Origin of the sequence: Acinetobacter gyllenbergii CIP 110306 = MTCC 11365, assembly GCF_000413855.1 — a bacterium.
In the GTDB taxonomy this organism is placed as follows: domain Bacteria; phylum Pseudomonadota; class Gammaproteobacteria; order Pseudomonadales; family Moraxellaceae; genus Acinetobacter; species Acinetobacter gyllenbergii.
Genome location: NZ_ATGG01000011.1, coordinates 310,404 through 326,619 on the forward strand (window position 1 = coordinate 310,404; position 16,216 = coordinate 326,619).

The 16,216-nt window shown below is 40.8% G+C and carries 18 protein-coding genes; 10 read left to right on the forward strand and 8 right to left on the reverse strand.

The window, feature by feature from the left end:
• Nucleotides 1-29: 29 nt before the first annotated feature.
• The 3 genes from F957_RS13455 (at nucleotide 30) to F957_RS13445 (ending at nucleotide 2,595) form a co-directional block, all read left to right on the forward strand.
• A complete protein-coding gene (locus F957_RS13455; RefSeq protein ID WP_016540092.1) occupies nucleotides 30-443 on the forward strand; it encodes a MerR family transcriptional regulator in 414 nt (137 codons plus the stop codon).
• Nucleotides 444-547: 104 nt separating this feature from the next.
• Entirely contained in the window at nucleotides 548-1,348 is an 801-nt protein-coding gene (locus F957_RS13450) for a type 1 glutamine amidotransferase domain-containing protein (protein WP_016540091.1), read from the forward strand.
• A 200-nt stretch (nucleotides 1,349-1,548) separates the two neighbouring features.
• Complete coding sequence (locus tag F957_RS13445; RefSeq protein ID WP_016540090.1) at nucleotides 1,549-2,595, forward strand: acetoacetate decarboxylase family protein; 1,047 nt, start codon at nucleotides 1,549-1,551, stop codon at nucleotides 2,593-2,595.
• Nucleotides 2,596-2,772: 177 nt separating this feature from the next.
• Here the strand turns inward: F957_RS13445 and F957_RS13440 are convergent, their stop codons facing one another.
• Both F957_RS13440 and F957_RS13435 read right to left on the reverse strand, forming a co-directional pair.
• Nucleotides 2,773-4,011, reverse strand: a complete 1,239-nt coding sequence (locus F957_RS13440) for an NADH:flavin oxidoreductase/NADH oxidase family protein (protein WP_016540088.1) — start codon at nucleotides 4,009-4,011, stop codon at nucleotides 2,773-2,775.
• A 156-nt stretch (nucleotides 4,012-4,167) separates the two neighbouring features.
• Complete coding sequence (locus F957_RS13435) at nucleotides 4,168-4,998, reverse strand: alpha/beta fold hydrolase (RefSeq protein ID WP_016540087.1); 831 nt, start codon at nucleotides 4,996-4,998, stop codon at nucleotides 4,168-4,170.
• 421 nt (nucleotides 4,999-5,419) lie between these two features.
• On the opposite strand from F957_RS13435, the gene F957_RS13430 reads away from it, so the two are divergent.
• The 3 genes from F957_RS13430 (at nucleotide 5,420) to F957_RS13420 (ending at nucleotide 8,689) form a co-directional block, all read left to right on the forward strand.
• A complete protein-coding gene (locus F957_RS13430; RefSeq protein WP_016540086.1) occupies nucleotides 5,420-6,316 on the forward strand; it encodes a hypothetical protein in 897 nt (298 codons plus the stop codon).
• Between the two features lie 37 nt (nucleotides 6,317-6,353).
• A complete protein-coding gene (locus tag F957_RS13425) occupies nucleotides 6,354-7,598 on the forward strand; it encodes a saccharopine dehydrogenase family protein (RefSeq protein WP_016540085.1) in 1,245 nt (414 codons plus the stop codon).
• A 98-nt stretch (nucleotides 7,599-7,696) separates the two neighbouring features.
• Nucleotides 7,697-8,689 carry an NAD(P)H-quinone oxidoreductase gene (locus F957_RS13420; RefSeq protein WP_016540084.1) on the forward strand — a complete coding sequence of 331 codons (993 nt, stop codon included), beginning with the start codon at nucleotides 7,697-7,699 and terminating at the stop codon, nucleotides 8,687-8,689.
• Between the two features lie 43 nt (nucleotides 8,690-8,732).
• Here the strand turns inward: F957_RS13420 and F957_RS13415 are convergent, their stop codons facing one another.
• Nucleotides 8,733-9,707 (reverse strand): NAD(P)H-dependent flavin oxidoreductase, encoded by a 975-nt coding sequence (locus F957_RS13415; RefSeq protein WP_016540083.1) that lies wholly within the window; start codon nucleotides 9,705-9,707, stop codon nucleotides 8,733-8,735.
• Between the two features lie 432 nt (nucleotides 9,708-10,139).
• Here F957_RS13415 and F957_RS13410 point away from each other — a divergent pair, with 432 nt between their 5' ends.
• Nucleotides 10,140-10,439 (forward strand): DUF3817 domain-containing protein, encoded by a 300-nt coding sequence (locus tag F957_RS13410; RefSeq protein ID WP_016540082.1) that lies wholly within the window; start codon nucleotides 10,140-10,142, stop codon nucleotides 10,437-10,439.
• Nucleotides 10,440-10,514: 75 nt separating this feature from the next.
• On the opposite strand, the gene F957_RS13405 is transcribed toward F957_RS13410, so the two are convergent.
• The 5 genes from F957_RS13405 to F957_RS13385 all read right to left on the reverse strand — a co-directional run bounded on the left by F957_RS13405 (nucleotide 10,515) and on the right by F957_RS13385 (nucleotide 13,255).
• Nucleotides 10,515-10,697 (reverse strand): anti-sigma factor family protein, encoded by a 183-nt coding sequence (locus F957_RS13405; RefSeq protein ID WP_016540081.1) that lies wholly within the window; start codon nucleotides 10,695-10,697, stop codon nucleotides 10,515-10,517.
• Nucleotides 10,691-11,311, reverse strand: coding sequence for an RNA polymerase factor sigma-70 (locus tag F957_RS13400; protein ID WP_016540080.1), 621 nt, complete (start codon nucleotides 11,309-11,311; stop codon nucleotides 10,691-10,693). Before F957_RS13400 ends, F957_RS13405 begins: the two co-directional genes overlap by 7 nt.
• On the reverse strand, nucleotides 11,308-12,066 hold the full coding sequence (locus tag F957_RS13395; RefSeq protein ID WP_016540079.1) for an HvfC family RiPP maturation protein: 759 nt from the start codon (nucleotides 12,064-12,066) through the stop codon (nucleotides 11,308-11,310). Before F957_RS13395 ends, F957_RS13400 begins: the two co-directional genes overlap by 4 nt.
• A complete protein-coding gene (locus tag F957_RS13390) occupies nucleotides 12,017-12,877 on the reverse strand; it encodes an HvfB family MNIO-type RiPP peptide maturase (RefSeq protein ID WP_016540078.1) in 861 nt (286 codons plus the stop codon). The genes F957_RS13395 and F957_RS13390 overlap by 50 nt, the downstream gene beginning before the upstream one ends.
• 69 nt (nucleotides 12,878-12,946) lie before the next feature.
• Entirely contained in the window at nucleotides 12,947-13,255 is a 309-nt protein-coding gene (locus F957_RS13385; RefSeq protein ID WP_016540077.1) for an HvfA family oxazolone/thioamide-modified RiPP metallophore, read from the reverse strand.
• A 162-nt stretch (nucleotides 13,256-13,417) separates the two neighbouring features.
• Here F957_RS13385 and F957_RS13380 point away from each other — a divergent pair, with 162 nt between their 5' ends.
• From F957_RS13380 to F957_RS13370, 3 genes are all read left to right on the forward strand, one after another.
• On the forward strand, nucleotides 13,418-14,032 hold the full coding sequence (locus F957_RS13380) for an HvfX family Cu-binding RiPP maturation protein (protein WP_016540076.1): 615 nt from the start codon (nucleotides 13,418-13,420) through the stop codon (nucleotides 14,030-14,032).
• Nucleotides 14,033-14,153: 121 nt separating this feature from the next.
• The gene (locus F957_RS13375) at nucleotides 14,154-14,837 is read left to right on the forward strand and encodes a heavy metal response regulator transcription factor (RefSeq protein WP_004653555.1); all 684 of its coding nucleotides are present in this window, start codon (nucleotides 14,154-14,156) and stop codon (nucleotides 14,835-14,837) included.
• Nucleotides 14,827-16,209, forward strand: a complete 1,383-nt coding sequence (locus F957_RS13370; RefSeq protein WP_016660260.1) for a heavy metal sensor histidine kinase — start codon at nucleotides 14,827-14,829, stop codon at nucleotides 16,207-16,209. Before F957_RS13375 ends, F957_RS13370 begins: the two co-directional genes overlap by 11 nt.
• Nucleotides 16,210-16,216: the final 7 nt, after the last annotated feature.

The following is a 16,216-nucleotide window of genomic DNA, read 5'->3' on the forward strand; positions in this document are numbered from 1 at the left end:
TGCTTGAATGTCAAGAGGAAAACCGTCAGATGAATATCAGCGAATTATCAAAACAAAGTGGTTTAAGCACGCCAACAATTCGTTATTATGAACAAATCAAGCTGCTTCCAAAGGCAAAACGAAAATCCAATGGTTATCGTGAATATAGCGAAAATGATCTGAAACAGTTATTCCTGATCCAGCAGGCACAACAAGTTGGCTTTTCTTTGACAGAAATTAAATCTTTTCTTCCTTCCAATGTCACAACATGGAACCATGATATTTTAATTGGCCTGCTTGAGAGTAAAATCAAAGATATTGAAGAACTTGAACAAAAACTAGCAATCAGTAAACAAAATCTACAGTTGATGATTATGGCCATTAATAATAAGCCTGATGAAATTACCTGTGAGGAAAATGCGCAGCGCTTACTTAATCTTTACTATGCTAAAGATAAAACCTAAGCACGGTATCCAAAAGCCATTGATCAAACATCAATAAAAGCGCTTGACCTTAAACCCAACTTTAAACATAGCATTTATCTCAGGTAATCAATGAGGAGCCTGTCATGTTTAAAGCGTGGAATTTTAATAATTGGTTGATCAACATTTTGATGCTGATATTAGCAAGTAATACCGTTTATGCCGCTGACATTGCGAAGCAGCAATCTGAAATCAAAGGCAAGATCTTAGTGGTCATGACCAACCATTCTGCTTATCCTACCCGCTCAGATCACACTGGATTATGGCTGACCGAACTCACCCATTTTTATGATGTTGCACAAACTGCTGGTTATAAAATGGATTTTGTCAGCCCACAAGGTGGTGCAGTACCCTTAGATGAGCGTAGTCTCAAGTCAATTTATGTGGATCAATCCGCAAAAAAACATCTGGCTGATCCTCAGTTTATGCAGCGCTTAAGCAATACACTAGCTCCCAATGCCATTGATCCCTCCCGCTATAAAGCGATTTATTACACGGGTGGACATGGCACCATGTGGGATTTTCCCAACAACCAAAGCCTAAAGCAGATCAGCGAAAAGATTTATCAGCAAGGCGGTGTTGTATCTGCAGTATGTCATGGTGTAGGTGGGTTATTGCCGCTTCAAACCCCAACGGGTAAAGCACTTATTGCAGGTCGTAATGTTACAGGCTTTGCCAATATTGAAGAGACCTTATCAGGGATTAAGTCCCAAGTTCCTTTCTCGTTGCAAGATGGATTAGTCGCACGCGGCGCAAAGTATAAGCGTAGTTTCTTACCCTTTACATCTTATGTGATTGCTGATGATCGGATTATCACTGGACAAAATCCACAATCCAGTAAAGAAATTGCAGTCGCTGTTGTCGAACGGTTAAAAACCTTGAATTAAAAACTTTAATGAAAAGCCAGTTCAAAAGAGCTGGCTTTTTTATCATATTAAATTGCCCCAAAACCCTCTTTATTGCCCTCGATTGAATATCTGATCTATTCAACTTCCGCTGTTGATTGATTTTCTTCCTTTAAAACACTTGACCTTAAAGTGAGCTTTAATCTTAGCATTTGTTTTAGGTTAATAGGAGGAACATGATCATGTTCAACAATTTTGCTTTAACTCGTAACATCGTTACGATATCCATCAGCTTCTTACTCGGTACAGCAAGCTATGCAACTGAGGCCCCAATCAATACCACCACAAACGATCTTACTGCTCCAAATACAAAGCAAACGACTGTCGTTGAGTTTGGTCCCTATAAAGTCAATGTGCCGAAAGGCGGCTATTATGATCGCTTCCGTATGAATCCAGACTTAGATGAAGTAGCCAAAGACCCTGCAGCAGGCAATATTGATTACTTCCGTAGTATTCCTAAAAAGCTGGTTGATACCCGAGTAGGTCAAGTCTGGTCACCGAATTTCTATTATCGAACCAGTAATGTTCAAGTATTGATGTTAGCGCCTATTGCAAAATTAAAAGCTAAACTCCCCGCTCCACTTGAACCTTTACAGCCGCTCCCTGGGTATGGCTTAGTTTCATTGACTTTCTTCTCTTATGCCGTGGGTGATGTCGATCCCTATGATGAGGTCTCTGTTGCCATTGTTGTTCGTCAGCCCAGTGCACATCACTTTAATAGCACTGAATTACTGAGTTCCATGCATAAGCACCAATATTATGGACATGTACTTGCTTTACCCGTAAATACTGAAATTGCCCGTGTTCGTGGGGTTTATGGTTATCAATTACCCAAATGGTTAACACCAATAGATATGAAAATTGGTAACCACGACCTACAAGCCCATATTTTTAATACCGATGGCAAGCCTGATTTAAGTCTGACAGCTCCTCTGCCTAAGATTAAAACAGTAAAACCACAATCACGAATTGAAACCAAAACTATGTATCAGTTAGTTGATGGTAAATGGCACAGCACCTCTGTGGAATCGAATACGCTTGCATTTGGGCAGAAGCTATTTCCTAAAAATGTGCAGCTTATTCGAAGTGGTGGCCCACTGAGCAAATTACTGGATAACTTAGGTGCAAACAAGATCTTACGTTTAGATGTCGTAAAAGATGCGCAATTGGCACTCAATATGCCCGTTCCTTTTCCTACGTTGGATAAAGTTAAAGAGAATACAAAATAGATGTATAAGAAAAAATCCGCTTTCTAAATAAAGCGGATTTTTTATGGTCAGAAATCACTTTTTCCTTTCCAATATTTTTAATCACGTGCCAATAAAAAAAGCCAATGACAGATTGTTCTGCAATTGGCTTTTGCTCGGTCAAGCTATTTATTGCCTTAGCATTGCCAGCTTATTCTCTTATGAAGCAAATGAATATGTACGCATCCTTTTTTTATATTGGTGCGTACGGCAAGTCATTGCTGTTTGCTGTAACGCCAATGCCCAGATTGGAGATACCTTTGGATTGGTGGTTTTACCCAGACTGAGTTTACGTAACTGGAATTTCACTGTTGCCATGTTGGCAAGCGATGCTAAAGTTTTATTTTCCCATCTGATCGGTTTGAGTTCAGGTGCGTTATTTTGCCCTTGTTTCCACTCATTTGGGAGGTTGGGGTCAATCGCGAGTGCTGTCGCAATCCCAACCATATCGACACCACTTTCAATGACTTGTTCAGCCACTTGTTTACGACGGATTCCCCCAGTCACCATTACAGGCATGCTGGCTACTTTGCCAATCTCTTGAGCAAATTCTAAGAAATAAGCTTCACGCGCCAAGGTACGACCATCGCGTGCCTGACCTTGCATGGCTGGAGCTTCATAGCTACCACCCGATAACTCAACTAAATCAACAGCCTGTAGGTTGAGCATCATAACCACTTGTCGCGCATCTTCAGCACTAAAACCACCACGTTGGAAGTCGGCAGAATTCAGCTTCACCGCTACTGTAAAAGTGTCTGAAACTACAGCACGCACTGCTTTGACAATCTCGATCAAAATACGCGCACGGTTTTCTAAAGAACCGCCCCATTGATCTTGACGTTGATTGCTCAAGGGCGAAAGAAATTGACTGAGTAAATAACCATGTGCTGCATGGATTTCAACACCAGTAAAGCCTGCTTTTTCTCCCAATCGTGCAGTATTGGCAAAACGTTGGATCACTTCATCAATCATGTCTTGGGTCATTTCAATCGGTGTATTAAAACGATCTGACATTTTGCCTAAATCCAAGGCTACTGCTGAAGGCGCCCAAGTTTCTTGACCTAAATTGGCTTGCATTTGACGACCAGGATGATTAATTTGCAACCACACTTGCGCCCCCTTAGAACGGCCAATTTGCGCCCAGCGTTTGAACATATCCAAATACTTTTCATCTTCCAGAACCACACCACCAGGCCCAGTCATGGCACGACGATCCACCATCACATTACCCGTGATAATCAAACCAGCACCACCGTCAGCCCAAGCTTGGTATAAACGCATCAATTCTTCAGATGGCGCATGATTTAAATCCGCCATGTTTTCTTCCATTGCAGCTTTTGCAATGCGATTGCGGATATGTGAACCATTTGGGAAAACTAATTTTTCAAATACTTTCATTTTTGTCACCTCTTTGACGATGTATTTACTTTAAGATTAAAGTAAACTTTAATGTCAAGCGGTTTTATTTCCCTTTATATATACATTCTTAGAATAAAAAAGAGAGGCATAAATGCCCCTCTTTTCCAGTTTAAACTTGAATATAATCAATCACACTTATGGGCGGATAAATGCCAATAGATCTGGATTAATCACATCCGCATTGACCGTGAGCATCCCATGTGAGAAACCTTTATAGGTTTTTAAAGTCCCATTTTGTACCAACTTTGCAGACAATACCCCAGAGTTTTCATAAGGTACAACCTGATCATCGTCACCATGCATCACCAGTACAGGGACTGAAATCTTTTTTAAATCCTCAGTAAAATCAGTCTGAGAAAAAGCCACAATCCCATCATAATGTGCTTTGGCACCGCCCATCATGCCTTGGCGCCACCAATTCCAGATTACTGGCTCAGACGGATTTGCATCTGGACGGTTAAATCCATAGAAAGGACCTGCAGGTAAATCATAGTAAAATTGCGAACGGTTTTTAAATAATTGGTTTTGCAAATCATCGAAGACTTTTTTCGGTAAACCATTTGGATTACTCGCTGTTTTCACCATAATGGGTGGAACCGCACTGACCAAAACGGCCTTAGAAACATTTGCTTCACCATGTCGTGCAATATAGTGAGCCACTTCACCACCACCTGTTGAGTGACCAATATGCACCGCATTTTTGATACCGAGATGTTGTACCACCGCAGCGACATCGTCTGCATAGTGATCCATATCATGGCCATCCCAAACCTGACTTGAACGACCATGACCACGACGATCATGTGCCACGACACGGAAACCTTCATTCAAAAAGAATAACAGTTGCGCATCCCAATCATCTGAACTGAGTGGCCAACCATGATGAAAAAATAAGACCTGTGCATCGCGAGGTCCCCAATCTTTATAAAAAATATCTACACCATCTTTTGTCGTAACGTAAGCCATCTTTGTTTCTCCTGTGTAAGATTTACACTGTCGAGTTCTGATCTATGTTCTAATTAATGTTCCTGGAATCACATATTTTTCAAACTATCCGCATGGATAGTGACTCTATACTAAGGTTAAAGTTAGCTTTAAGGTCAACATAATTAGTCCCATTCTGATAACAAAAATGTAATTTAATGATTAAAAAATAAATAGATGATCAATAGACTTATTCATTGAGATCAATGGTTTTTTTCATAAATTTAAATGTTTTCAGTACTTGTTTTCTTTACATTGTTTCAACGAACCGGCTTTTTACTTATCAAATATTAAATTTAGCTGCTTGACATTAAAGTTGACTTTAATCTTATAGTGATTCTCAAGCAATCAATGTGCAGGTCTTGGCATAAGACTGGATGGATTGGGTCAATATAGGTTAAATATGAATAGTCATCAGCAATTTACTGAAGTTGAATTTGGACAGCAAAAAGTCAAAGTACCGAAAGGTGGTTACTATGATCGCTTTCGCATGCATCCCGATTTAGACCAAGTCGCTCAAGACCCTGCTGTGGGGAATATTGATTTCTTCCGTAAGATTCCGAAAAAATTGCTTGAATCCAGAGTTGGCCCAGTTTGGGCACCCAATTTTTATTATCGTAGCGCTAATGTGCAGGTTCTAATGCTCGCACCGCTTAAACAACTCAAGAAAAAACTGCCTGTTCCTTTAGAACCGCTACAGGCTTTTCCGGGTTATGGACTGGTTGCGCTCACTTTCTTTACTTATTCCGTTTGTGATAACGACCCATATAACGAAGTCTCAGTCGCAATTGTAGTGCGCCAACCCGATGCACGTGGCCCACATGCACTGGAACTGATCAACTCGATTCGGCAACGACATTTCTATGCTCATGTTTTAGCCCTACCAGTTGATACAGAGATAGCGCGGGTACGCGGCGTTTATGGCTATCAGTTGCCCAAGTGGCTGACTGAAATTAATGTCGACATCAACCCGATTGAGGTGAATGCCAATTTGATGGATACGGAAGGAAAAATTGATTTAAGCCTCAGCGCAGCAACGCCAACTTTACAGCAAGTGCAGTCGGAGACACGAACCAGTGAAGCCACAATGCTACATTTGGTCGACCACAAATGGCATCAAACACGCGTGCAATCAAATATCCTCTCTTTTGCACAAACCTTATTCCCAAGAAAAGTGAATTGGGTTCGTCATGGTGGACCTTTAAGCCAGTTATTGGATGAACTTGGTGCATCGAAAATTCTTCGTTTAGATGTGATTCATGACGCTCAAGTTGCGCTACATTTACCGCAAGCACTTTAAAAATTCAAACGATCAAACAATCAATGGAAAATAAATCATGAACCAAACAAAATATGATCTTGTGGTCTTCGGCGCCACCAGCTTTGTTGGACAAATCCTCACCAGATATCTGGCAGAATACTTTGCTGACCACAAAGAACAGCTGAATTGGGCAATTGCAGGACGTTCACAGCAAAAACTACAACACGTAAAAGATGCTTTAGGCACAGCAGGACAAGCTATTCCGATCTTGGTTGCCGATGCCAACAATCAAACCGAACTCGATGCGCTTTGTGCACAAACACGTGTGGTGGTCTCAACAGTTGGCCCATATGCTTTATACGGTGAACCATTGGTTCAAGCTTGTGTAAACAATGGGACAGATTATTGTGATCTGACTGGAGAAACCCAGTGGATTAAACAAATGATCACTCAATATGAAGCACAAGCCCAGCAATCAGGTGCGCGTATTGTGCATTGCTGTGGTTTTGACTCAGTTCCATCCGACATGGGAGTCTATTATTTACAACAACAAGCACAGCAACAGTTTAATGCAGCTGCGACCCAAGTCAGCATGCGAGTCAAAACCTTAAAAGGTGGTGCATCGGGTGGCACAGTGGCAAGCTTGATCAATGTTGTTCAAGAAGCCGCTGCTGATCCTGCCTTACGTAAAGATCTGCTCAATCCCTATATTCTTTGCCCTGTAGATCATGGCAATACCCAAAGACAAATTTATATCAAAACAGCCAAATTTGACCCTGATTTTAATGCATGGATTGCACCTTTTGTGATGGCAGCAGTCAATGAACGTGTGGTACATCGCTCAAATGCCTTATCTGGCAATGCTTATGGCAACAACTTTAGCTATAACGAAGCCATGTTGACTGGTGAGGGGCTAAAAGGACGCTTAAAAGCTTTAGCCGTTGTTTCTGGTTTAGCTGCGTTTATGCTCGCTGCGGTCAGTAAACCGATTAGCCAAGTGATGGAACGTTATCTATTACCAAAGCCAGGAGAAGGCCCTACTCCAGAACAACAACGCACTGGCCGATTTGACCTACGTTTTGTCGGTAAAACAGATGCAGGACAAAGCCTGAAAATTAAAGTGACTGGCGACCGCGATCCCGGTTACGGCTCTACAGGAAAGATGTTGGGACAAGCAGCGCTGAGTCTTGCCATTGACCATGCCAAAGATGGCGAAAAATCTACGCCTCAAGGTGGCTTTTGGACACCTGCAACCATGTTTGATGATCGATTCATTCAACGTTTAACAAAGCACGCAGGGCTTAAATTTGAACAGATTTAAAACGTTCTATAAGCGAATGTTCTATTCAAATCCCTAAGTTTTAAAACAAAAAGTATTCATCCTGCCCCATACATGATGAATACTCAGGAACTCAATCAATGAAATGTATTACCTTTAATGGTGCTGGTGGGCCTGAAGTAATCACTCTCAGTGAGCGGCCAATCCCCGAATTAAGCAATGAGGGTATCTTAATTGAAGTCGTCGCTGCTGGGATTAATGGCCCAGATGTCATGCAACGTCAGGGCTTATACGCCCCTCCCACTGGTGTCACCGACATTCCAGGACTAGAAGTTTCTGGAATTGTAAAACACGTCGGTCAATCGGTGACTAAATTTAAAGTCGGTGATGAAGTTTGTGCTTTGGTTCAAGGCGGTGGCTATGCGGAATATGTGGTTGCGCATCAAGACAACGTCCTGTTTATTCCAGATGGCCTCAGCTTAGTTGAAGGTGCTATTTTGTTGGAAACCTTTATGACGGTTTGGTCGCATTTATTTCAGCATGCCAAATTCCGTCCAAATAGCTCTATTCTGATTCATGGGGGTACCTCTGGTATTGGGACAACGGCAACTATGCTGACCCGTGCTTTTGGTGCGGCCCAAATTTTTACTACGGTTTCAAGTCTGGCACATCAACAAGCCAGTATTGAGATTGGCGCGGATGTTGCGATTAACTACAAACAACAAGATTTTGTTGAAGAAGTTAAAAAGCATACAGATGGCAAAGGTGTCGACTTTGTACTGGATATTATTGCAGGCGATTATATTCAAAAAAATTATGAAGTTGCGGCCATGAATGGCACTATTTTACAAATTGGTGTACTGAAAGGACTAGCACAAAATCTGAATATCTTTCCGATGCTGGCAAAACGTCTGACCCATACAGGCGCAACCTTACGTTCTCAGACGCCAGAAGCCAAAGCTCAGGTTATGACTGCCCTGCAAGACAAAGTTTGGCCTTTAATTGCTAAAGGGCAACTGAAGCCATTGTTATACCGAGCTTTTGATCTGGAAGATGCACAACAAGCGCATACCCTGTTACAACAAGGTGAGCATGTGGGTAAGTTAGCACTCATCGTTAAAAAATTAGTGTAATAAAGCATCTCAGGCCTTAGAAATTAAGGCCTGATTTTAAAACTTAAAGCATGAGACGTTTTCTTGCTGCAAGATATTCTCTTTCAAGACGATTCACGAGTTCCTCGACTGAAGTCGTGGCTTTAATTGCATTTAGCCCTTGTCCACATCCCCAAATATCACGCCAAGGTTTGACCTTGTGCTGTGTACCATCTTCATTCGGTGTACTGAAATCCATATCTTTCAGATTACCTTCAGGTAGATTGGCTGGATCAAGCCCCGCCGCACGAATACTTGGTGCAAGATAGTTACCATGCACGCCGGTAAATAAGTTGGAATACACGATCTCATCTGAATTATGATCGACAATGGCCTGCTTATAGGTATCTTCGGCATTGGCTTCATGGGTGGCAATAAATGCTGAACCGATATAAGCAAAGTCTGCTCCCATTGCCTGTGCAGCAAGAACCGCATCACCTGTAGAGATCGCACCCGATAAAGCCAGCGGTCCATCGAACCATTCGCGGATTTCCTGAATTAATGGAAATGGACTCTTCACACCTGCATGGCCACCTGCACCTGCTGCAACCGCAATCAAGCCGTCCGCCCCTTTTTCAATCGCTTTCTTGGCAAAGGTATTATTAATGACGTCATGTAAAACCACACCGCCATAACTGTGGGTAGCATCATTGATCTCAGTTCGTGCGCCTAAAGACGTAATCACAATCGGCACTTTGTATTTGACGATCAGTTCCATGTCATGTTCAAGACGATTATTACTTTTATGCACGATCTGGTTAATTGCAAAAGGTGCCGCTGGTCGCTCTGGATGTAAGGCATTATGTTCAGCAATTCCTTCGGTAATTTCTTTCAGCCATTCTTCTAGTTTTTCGGCAGGTCGTGCATTCAATGCCGGCATCGAACCGATCACACCCGCTTTACATTGAGCGAGAACCAGCTTAGGCGTGCTAATAATAAATAGCGGCGAACCAATTACAGGGAGTCTCAGGTTTTGCATTAATTCTGGAATTTTTGACATCACTTTTATCCTTTAGATACTTTTTATTTCAAATAGATACGGCCAGTTTTAGAAATAATAAGCATTTCGCTTTTCTTTAAATTCATTCAATCATATCGGGATAAAAGTTTTTATGCAACAAGTTGCATAAAAACTCTATTCACTATACTTGCTTGATAAAAAATATTAGCTTATTGAATAATTAAAATTTATAAATAATATAAATATTAATAGCTTAGTATTTTTAAATTCAGTTTTAATTCCTAAAAGATTGTATATGACTGTGAATTTTTAAAACTATCGAAAAGCTTCGGTTTTCAGAACATGCTTTTATCCCCCTTTTATAATGCTTATCAAATAAGAATCGTTACCAACAATATCAATGCGATAGTGCTTAAAGATGATATGCTGCGTTAATTTTTGATTCATTTATTAATCTCCTGGAGCTAAGTGATGAGCGTGATGACAAAAAAATTGCAACAACTGCGATTTGCCTCTGTACTCGAGGCCGTGACTTTATTGTTGTTATTTGTTGTGGCAATTCCCTTAAAGTACGCATTTGATTTACCGATAGCGACCAAAATCATGGGACCTATTCATGGATTGGCTTTTTTATTCTATCTTTGGAACTTAGTGCGCACCGCATCGGTTTGGTCAAGCATCGAGTTACTTAGATTATTTATTCTTGCATTTATTCCATTGGGTGGTTTTTTTAACGAAAAATACATCGCGCAACGTCAAGCCAAACTATAAGTCTTAGATGCTGATCACAAAAAAAGGAAATCCGATGATTTCCTTTTTTTGTTTGGAGAACATGACACAAGCAATCTATTTTTGATCAACCTGCCTAAACGCTTTTGCAAGTTGGCTTAAACTCTTGATTTGTTTGCCATAACGGCGGCAGGAACGACAAGCCAATACATGTAGCTGTAGATGCATCTGCTCAAGTCGTAATAATGACCTATCCTGCTTTTCGGATAATAATTGGGTGGCTTGGCGGCATGTCAACATGAACAATCCTCCTGCAATAACCATTTATTTTCTAAACATTCACGTAACCGTGTTCGGCTGCGATACATCAGTACATTAAAATGTGAAACTGTCAGTTCAAGTTTCTCACAAATTTCAGTGCTACTCAGCTCAATCATTTCACGCAGCATAAATACCTGCGCATATTTAGCAGGTAGATGATTGAGACAAGCATCAAAGATTATCCAGAAATCTTGTTGCTCCATCATCTCTTCTGGGCTTAGCCAAGCTTGTGGCGCTTCATATTTATGCCAATGCCCTGAAGCATCAAATAAGGCCTCTATACTGAGTTCACTTTCTTCATCGTTAAAGAGTTCACTCATACTGACTAAACGAGATTTCTGCCGAATCAAATCAATAATCTTATTTTTAAGAATCGCAAACACCCAAGTTTTAAAAGCCGCCCGTCCTGTAAATGAATCTAGATGTTGAAAGGCACTGGTCAGTGCTTCCTGAACCACATCTTCCGCCTGCGGCAATGAAGCAAGCTGCAAGACAGCAAATTTAATCATTTGCTGTCTTAAATCTTGTAAAAAAGCAGGATTGTGCAACTGATGAAGTAGATCATCATGATCTGGTGCTGAAGCTGAATTCATCCCTGTATCTCATCATTATTATGAGGAACGTGAATTAATCTTAACCGAGTTAAGAATGCTTTTAACCCATAGATTTGTAGTTGCACCTCCTCTTCATCAAAATCAGGAAGTACTGATTTAATCAATTGCTGTAGCGCTTGTTCAATTCCTCTATTCTGTTGGATCAATTCGATCATCGCAGCGTATAAAGGTGACACGACCTCAACACAGACCTGATCAAGATCATCCCGCCATACCAGAATAGCGCTTGGCGCTTGTTCAACCTGTTCAAGCTTCATGGTTGTTGTCCAGCGATAAACAGGATATTGATAGGCCAATATCCATACTTGGGTAGTCAATTGCCAGTCTTGATCTTCTGTCAGAATCGGCATTTCGATTTCTACCGTATCTAAATAGAGTTCAAGCCATTCATATTGTAATAACTCTGCCAACCAAGGGAATTCTTGCAGTGCAGGATGTTGCTGGGTGCTTAAGTATTCTCGAAACTGTAAAGAAATATCATTGTATAACGGTGATTGGCACTGTGATTTCTGAAAAAATTCTGCTAATAACGGTTGCCATTTCGGCTCCGTCAACATACTACGTGCAACAGGAAATACCAAGTTGATAAATGAACCAACATTATTAAATAGCAAATCACGATAGACCTGCATACGCTGCGCTGAAAAGTTTTGTGGTAGCTCTAATTCAGGATCACGAATCCAGTCACAAAACTGTCGCTGCGTGGTATGAAAGGATATTGGCTTTGCCTTCATCACGACCCTCCTGCTGCATATTTTTGATACTGGTCAATTCATCTTGTAACTGTTGCCAGGATGGAATATTAAAGTCTCGTTCCAGTAAGGTGGGTTTAACTCCACAAACCTGATAGGTATATCGAAGGAGTTGCCAAACTGGATCACTAATTTCAGTACCATGGGTGTCGATCAACAGGTTTTGTTCAACTTGTTGATGTCCCGCAATATGTAAATAACGAATTCGCTCTTTCGGCATTGCGTCAATAAATGCATAAGCATCACTGCCATGATTCACGCTATTCACATAGACATTATTCACATCCAGTAGTAATTCACAGTCTGCTTTGAGCAGTACTTCACGTACAAATTCAGCTTCACGCATTTCTGCATTGGGCATTAAATAGGTGGAGACATTTTCGATCACCAGTCGCTGCCCTAAAATATCTTGCACACGTAAAATTCGTTCAGCTACATATTTAACCGCTGCTTGTGTCATCGGAATCGGTAATAAATCATATAAATAACCACCATCATGGGTATAACTTAAATGTTCTGAATAAATCGGTACTTGATAACGTTGTAGAAAATTTTTAACTTGTTGGATAAATTCATAATTAAGAGGATGCGGCCCACCAATGGATAAAGACAGTCCATGACAGATTAAAGGCGCTTTCTCTACACATTGGGCTAAAAGTTTGGCATGCCGACCCGCAAAACCCATCCAGTTTTCAGGAGCCACTTCGATAAAATCGGGATGTTTCTCAGCATTTATAAATTCATCAATAAATTCACGCCTTAGCCCAAGACCTACACCTAACAATTCAGCCATGCATACACTCCTTTTATTGAAATAATGTCGGTCTAAGCTTTAGACCGACATCCCCCATGATTGAATGGCTTATTTGGCACCACACTTGCCGTCAGCCACTTTTTTATCCGCGCCGCATTTTGCATCAGCTGCTTTCTTGGCTGCGCCACACTTGGCATCCGCAGTTTTTTTTGCAGCACCACATTTGGCTTCAGCAGACTTTTGCTGTTGTTTTACTTTATTGGCGCCACATTTCGCTTCACCGCACTTTCCATCAGCAGCTTTGCTTGCATGGGCCTCTGTAGTCGTTGTCGTTGCTGCAATAGTCACTTGGGTTACACCAGCGACTGATAATGCTAGTAACGCTGCAACTGAAGTCATTGAATTAAGTTTGCTCATTTTTCTATTCCTTTTAAGGTAAATTCTCGGTTTGTACATAGGTACATAAAGTTAGACGGCGTAAATCTCGATTTATTACAGTGCAAATAAAAAAAATTTATGTAAGAAACGGAATCCTCACCCGACTAATGATCATTCAATCCTATTCGGTGTGAAATTATCATGAAGAACTTTTTATATACTCTTACTCAGCAATATCAAAACATTTGCTCAGCACTCAAACATGCGGATGGCATTGCGGCGCTTGCCTTACGTTGCTATTTAGTCCCTATATTTTGGATGGCAGGTACAAATAAACTGATGCATTTTCAAGATACGGTGCAATGGTTTGGTAATAGCGATTGGGGCTTGGGTTTACCCTTTCCGCATATCATGGCAGCACTGGCAACATCGGCTGAACTTGCTGGGGCTGTGCTTTTAACGCTCGGTCTGTTAACACGTTGGATTAGTATTCCATTGATCGTTACCATGTTGGTGGCGATCGTCACTGTACACCTGCCAAACGGCTGGCAAGCGATTGCCGATCCCAATGCACCCTTTGCCAATCAACAAGTACTCGCCTCTGCTGAAAAGCTGGAAGCAGCTCGGGGAATTCTAGAAAACTATGGTCATTATGACTGGCTAACATCCAGCGGCTCTTTTGTGATTCTGAATAACGGAATCGAGTTTGCTGTTACTTATATGATCATGTTATTGGCTCTGATCGTATTGGGCGGTGGTCGATATTTCAGTCTAGACTATTGGATAAAGCAAAAAATTTCGAAGTGGCTTTCTTAAAACTAGCTCAGCATCAATAACGTCAGGAAGCTGACCGCAATATTACAATTTTGTCATTTATAAAAATCTGATTATCTTTGACGCTAAAATGACACGATAAAACTTTGGGCTCGATGAAAGCATGCGAATACTTCTAGTTGAAGATGAACAAAAAACGGGTGACTATCTGCAAAAAGGCTTAACCGAAGCTGGTTATGTGACGGATTGGAGTCAGGATGGTATCTCAGGTTTACATCTTGCTGTGACAGAACAATATGACCTGATTATTTTGGATGTGATGCTGCCGAAACTGGATGGCTGGAAAATCCTCACGGAAATTCGCAAAGTAAATACTTTTCTCCCAGTGCTGTTTCTTACTGCAAAAGATCAGATCGAAGATCGTGTCAAAGGCTTGGAACTCGGTGCAGATGATTTCCTGATTAAACCCTTTGCCTTTGCTGAATTACTCGCTCGGATTAAAACTCTATTAAAACGTGGGCAAATTAAAGAAGAGCAAACCTTCTATGCCGTTGCAGATTTACATCTTGATTTGATTAAACGGCGTGTGGTGCGTTCTGGACAACGGATTGACCTGACTGCCAAAGAGTTTTCATTATTAGAACTATTTATGCGCCGTCAAGGTGAAGTCTTACCTAAATCACTGATTGCTGCACTGGTTTGGGATATCAATTTTGATAGTGATACTAACGTGGTCGAAGTCGCAATTCGTCGATTGAGAAATAAAATTGATACCGATTTTAGCCCCAAACTGATTAGAAACATCCGTGGCATGGGCTATGTCCTAGAGATCGAAGATGAGAAATAAGTTATTCCGTTCGATTGGCTTTCGAATCAGTTTTATATCTACCTTATTCACGACGCTGATCTTGATCGTCATGGGAATATTCGTCAATCAACATGTGGTCAATTATTTTTATCAACAAAACCAAAAAGAAATTGAAGGCAAAATTCAACTGATCGAAAATCTCTTCCAACAAAAACCAAGTAACTTTAAAGATGGTTTAGATGAAGCCTTGATTGGGCACGATAATCTGGTGATCCAGATCAAACTAGCAAATGGCCAAACCATTTATAATAAAAAGAATAACCATGCGGACCTGAGCCAATTGATTCAAAATAAAAATGGGCAATGGATTAACTGGAAAAATAAGGATCAGAATTATCAAGGCATCATGATCAATAAAAACCTTCGCTATGATCAAAGTAATCAAAACATGCAAATTATTGCTGCGATTGAAGTGACTGATAATTACTACTTCTTGCACTCTTTTAAACGGCAGTTACTGATGATTGGTCTACTCGGTGTGATTGGCCTGATGTTTTTAGGTTGGTTAGCCACTTGGCAAGGTCTTGGCCCGATTCGGAAAATGGCAAAACTGTCAGAAAACATTTCTGCAAATAATCTGTCCAACCGCCTTGATCTGAGTAATATACCAATTGAACTCACACCATTAGCAACTGCATTTAATGACATGCTGAATCGTTTAGAAATCTCAGTCGATAAACTTTCTGCATTCTCAAGTGATTTGGCCCATGAAATCAGAACGCCGATCAATAATCTCATGATGCAGACCCAAGTTTCCTTGACCAAGCCAAGAACCATTGAGCAATATCAAGATGTATTATTTTCAAACTTAGAAGAATATGAACATCTGGCAAAAATGATTTCAGATATGTTATTTCTTGCCAAATCGGATCACAATCTCGCATTGAAAAACAAAAAGGAAATCGATTTAAAGCAAGAAATGCGGGTACTGTTTGAATACTTTGAAGCCTTTGCCTCAGAAAAGCAGATACAGCTCAAGCAAACAGGTCAGGCATCTATTCAGGCCGAACCTGCGATGATTCGTAGAGCCTTTAATAATTTAATCTCGAATGCAATTAAATATGGCGAGTCAGAATCGACTTTAGAAATCAGGCTCAGCCAAAATGATCAGCACTCGATCATTCAGATTAAAAACAAAGTGTCTGCTGAAATGCAGACTTTAAGCCCTTTACAACTTTCTCGTTTCTTTGACCGCTTTTATCGTCTGGACTCATCACGACACAAGGCTGAAGATGGTACAGGTCTAGGGCTGGCCATTACCAAGTCGATTATCGAAATTCACGGCGCGGAAATTGATGCATTTATCGAAGGAGAAAATATTGTCTTTCGAATAATTTTTAAAGTCGAATGACTGCAAC

Bases quoted from the DNA above. Each gene is read 5' to 3' on its own strand.
- F957_RS13455 (WP_016540092.1), top strand. From the start codon at position 30: ATGAATATCAGCGAATTATCAAAACAAAGTGGTTTAAGCACGCCAACA.
- F957_RS13450 (WP_016540091.1), top strand. From the start codon at position 548: ATGTTTAAAGCGTGGAATTTTAATAATTGGTTGATCAACATTTTGATG.
- F957_RS13445 (WP_016540090.1), top strand. From the start codon at position 1,549: ATGTTCAACAATTTTGCTTTAACTCGTAACATCGTTACGATATCCATC.
- F957_RS13440 (WP_016540088.1), bottom strand. From the start codon at position 4,011: ATGAAAGTATTTGAAAAATTAGTTTTCCCAAATGGTTCACATATCCGC.
- F957_RS13435 (WP_016540087.1), bottom strand. From the start codon at position 4,998: ATGGCTTACGTTACGACAAAAGATGGTGTAGATATTTTTTATAAAGAT.
- F957_RS13430 (WP_016540086.1), top strand. From the start codon at position 5,420: ATGAATAGTCATCAGCAATTTACTGAAGTTGAATTTGGACAGCAAAAA.
- F957_RS13425 (WP_016540085.1), top strand. From the start codon at position 6,354: ATGAACCAAACAAAATATGATCTTGTGGTCTTCGGCGCCACCAGCTTT.
- F957_RS13420 (WP_016540084.1), top strand. From the start codon at position 7,697: ATGAAATGTATTACCTTTAATGGTGCTGGTGGGCCTGAAGTAATCACT.
- F957_RS13415 (WP_016540083.1), bottom strand. From the start codon at position 9,707: ATGTCAAAAATTCCAGAATTAATGCAAAACCTGAGACTCCCTGTAATT.
- F957_RS13410 (WP_016540082.1), top strand. From the start codon at position 10,140: ATGAGCGTGATGACAAAAAAATTGCAACAACTGCGATTTGCCTCTGTA.
- F957_RS13405 (WP_016540081.1), bottom strand. From the start codon at position 10,697: ATGTTGACATGCCGCCAAGCCACCCAATTATTATCCGAAAAGCAGGAT.
- F957_RS13400 (WP_016540080.1), bottom strand. From the start codon at position 11,311: ATGAATTCAGCTTCAGCACCAGATCATGATGATCTACTTCATCAGTTG.
- F957_RS13395 (WP_016540079.1), bottom strand. From the start codon at position 12,066: ATGAAGGCAAAGCCAATATCCTTTCATACCACGCAGCGACAGTTTTGT.
- F957_RS13390 (WP_016540078.1), bottom strand. From the start codon at position 12,877: ATGGCTGAATTGTTAGGTGTAGGTCTTGGGCTAAGGCGTGAATTTATT.
- F957_RS13385 (WP_016540077.1), bottom strand. From the start codon at position 13,255: ATGAGCAAACTTAATTCAATGACTTCAGTTGCAGCGTTACTAGCATTA.
- F957_RS13380 (WP_016540076.1), top strand. From the start codon at position 13,418: ATGAAGAACTTTTTATATACTCTTACTCAGCAATATCAAAACATTTGC.
- F957_RS13375 (WP_004653555.1), top strand. From the start codon at position 14,154: ATGCGAATACTTCTAGTTGAAGATGAACAAAAAACGGGTGACTATCTG.
- F957_RS13370 (WP_016660260.1), top strand. From the start codon at position 14,827: ATGAGAAATAAGTTATTCCGTTCGATTGGCTTTCGAATCAGTTTTATA.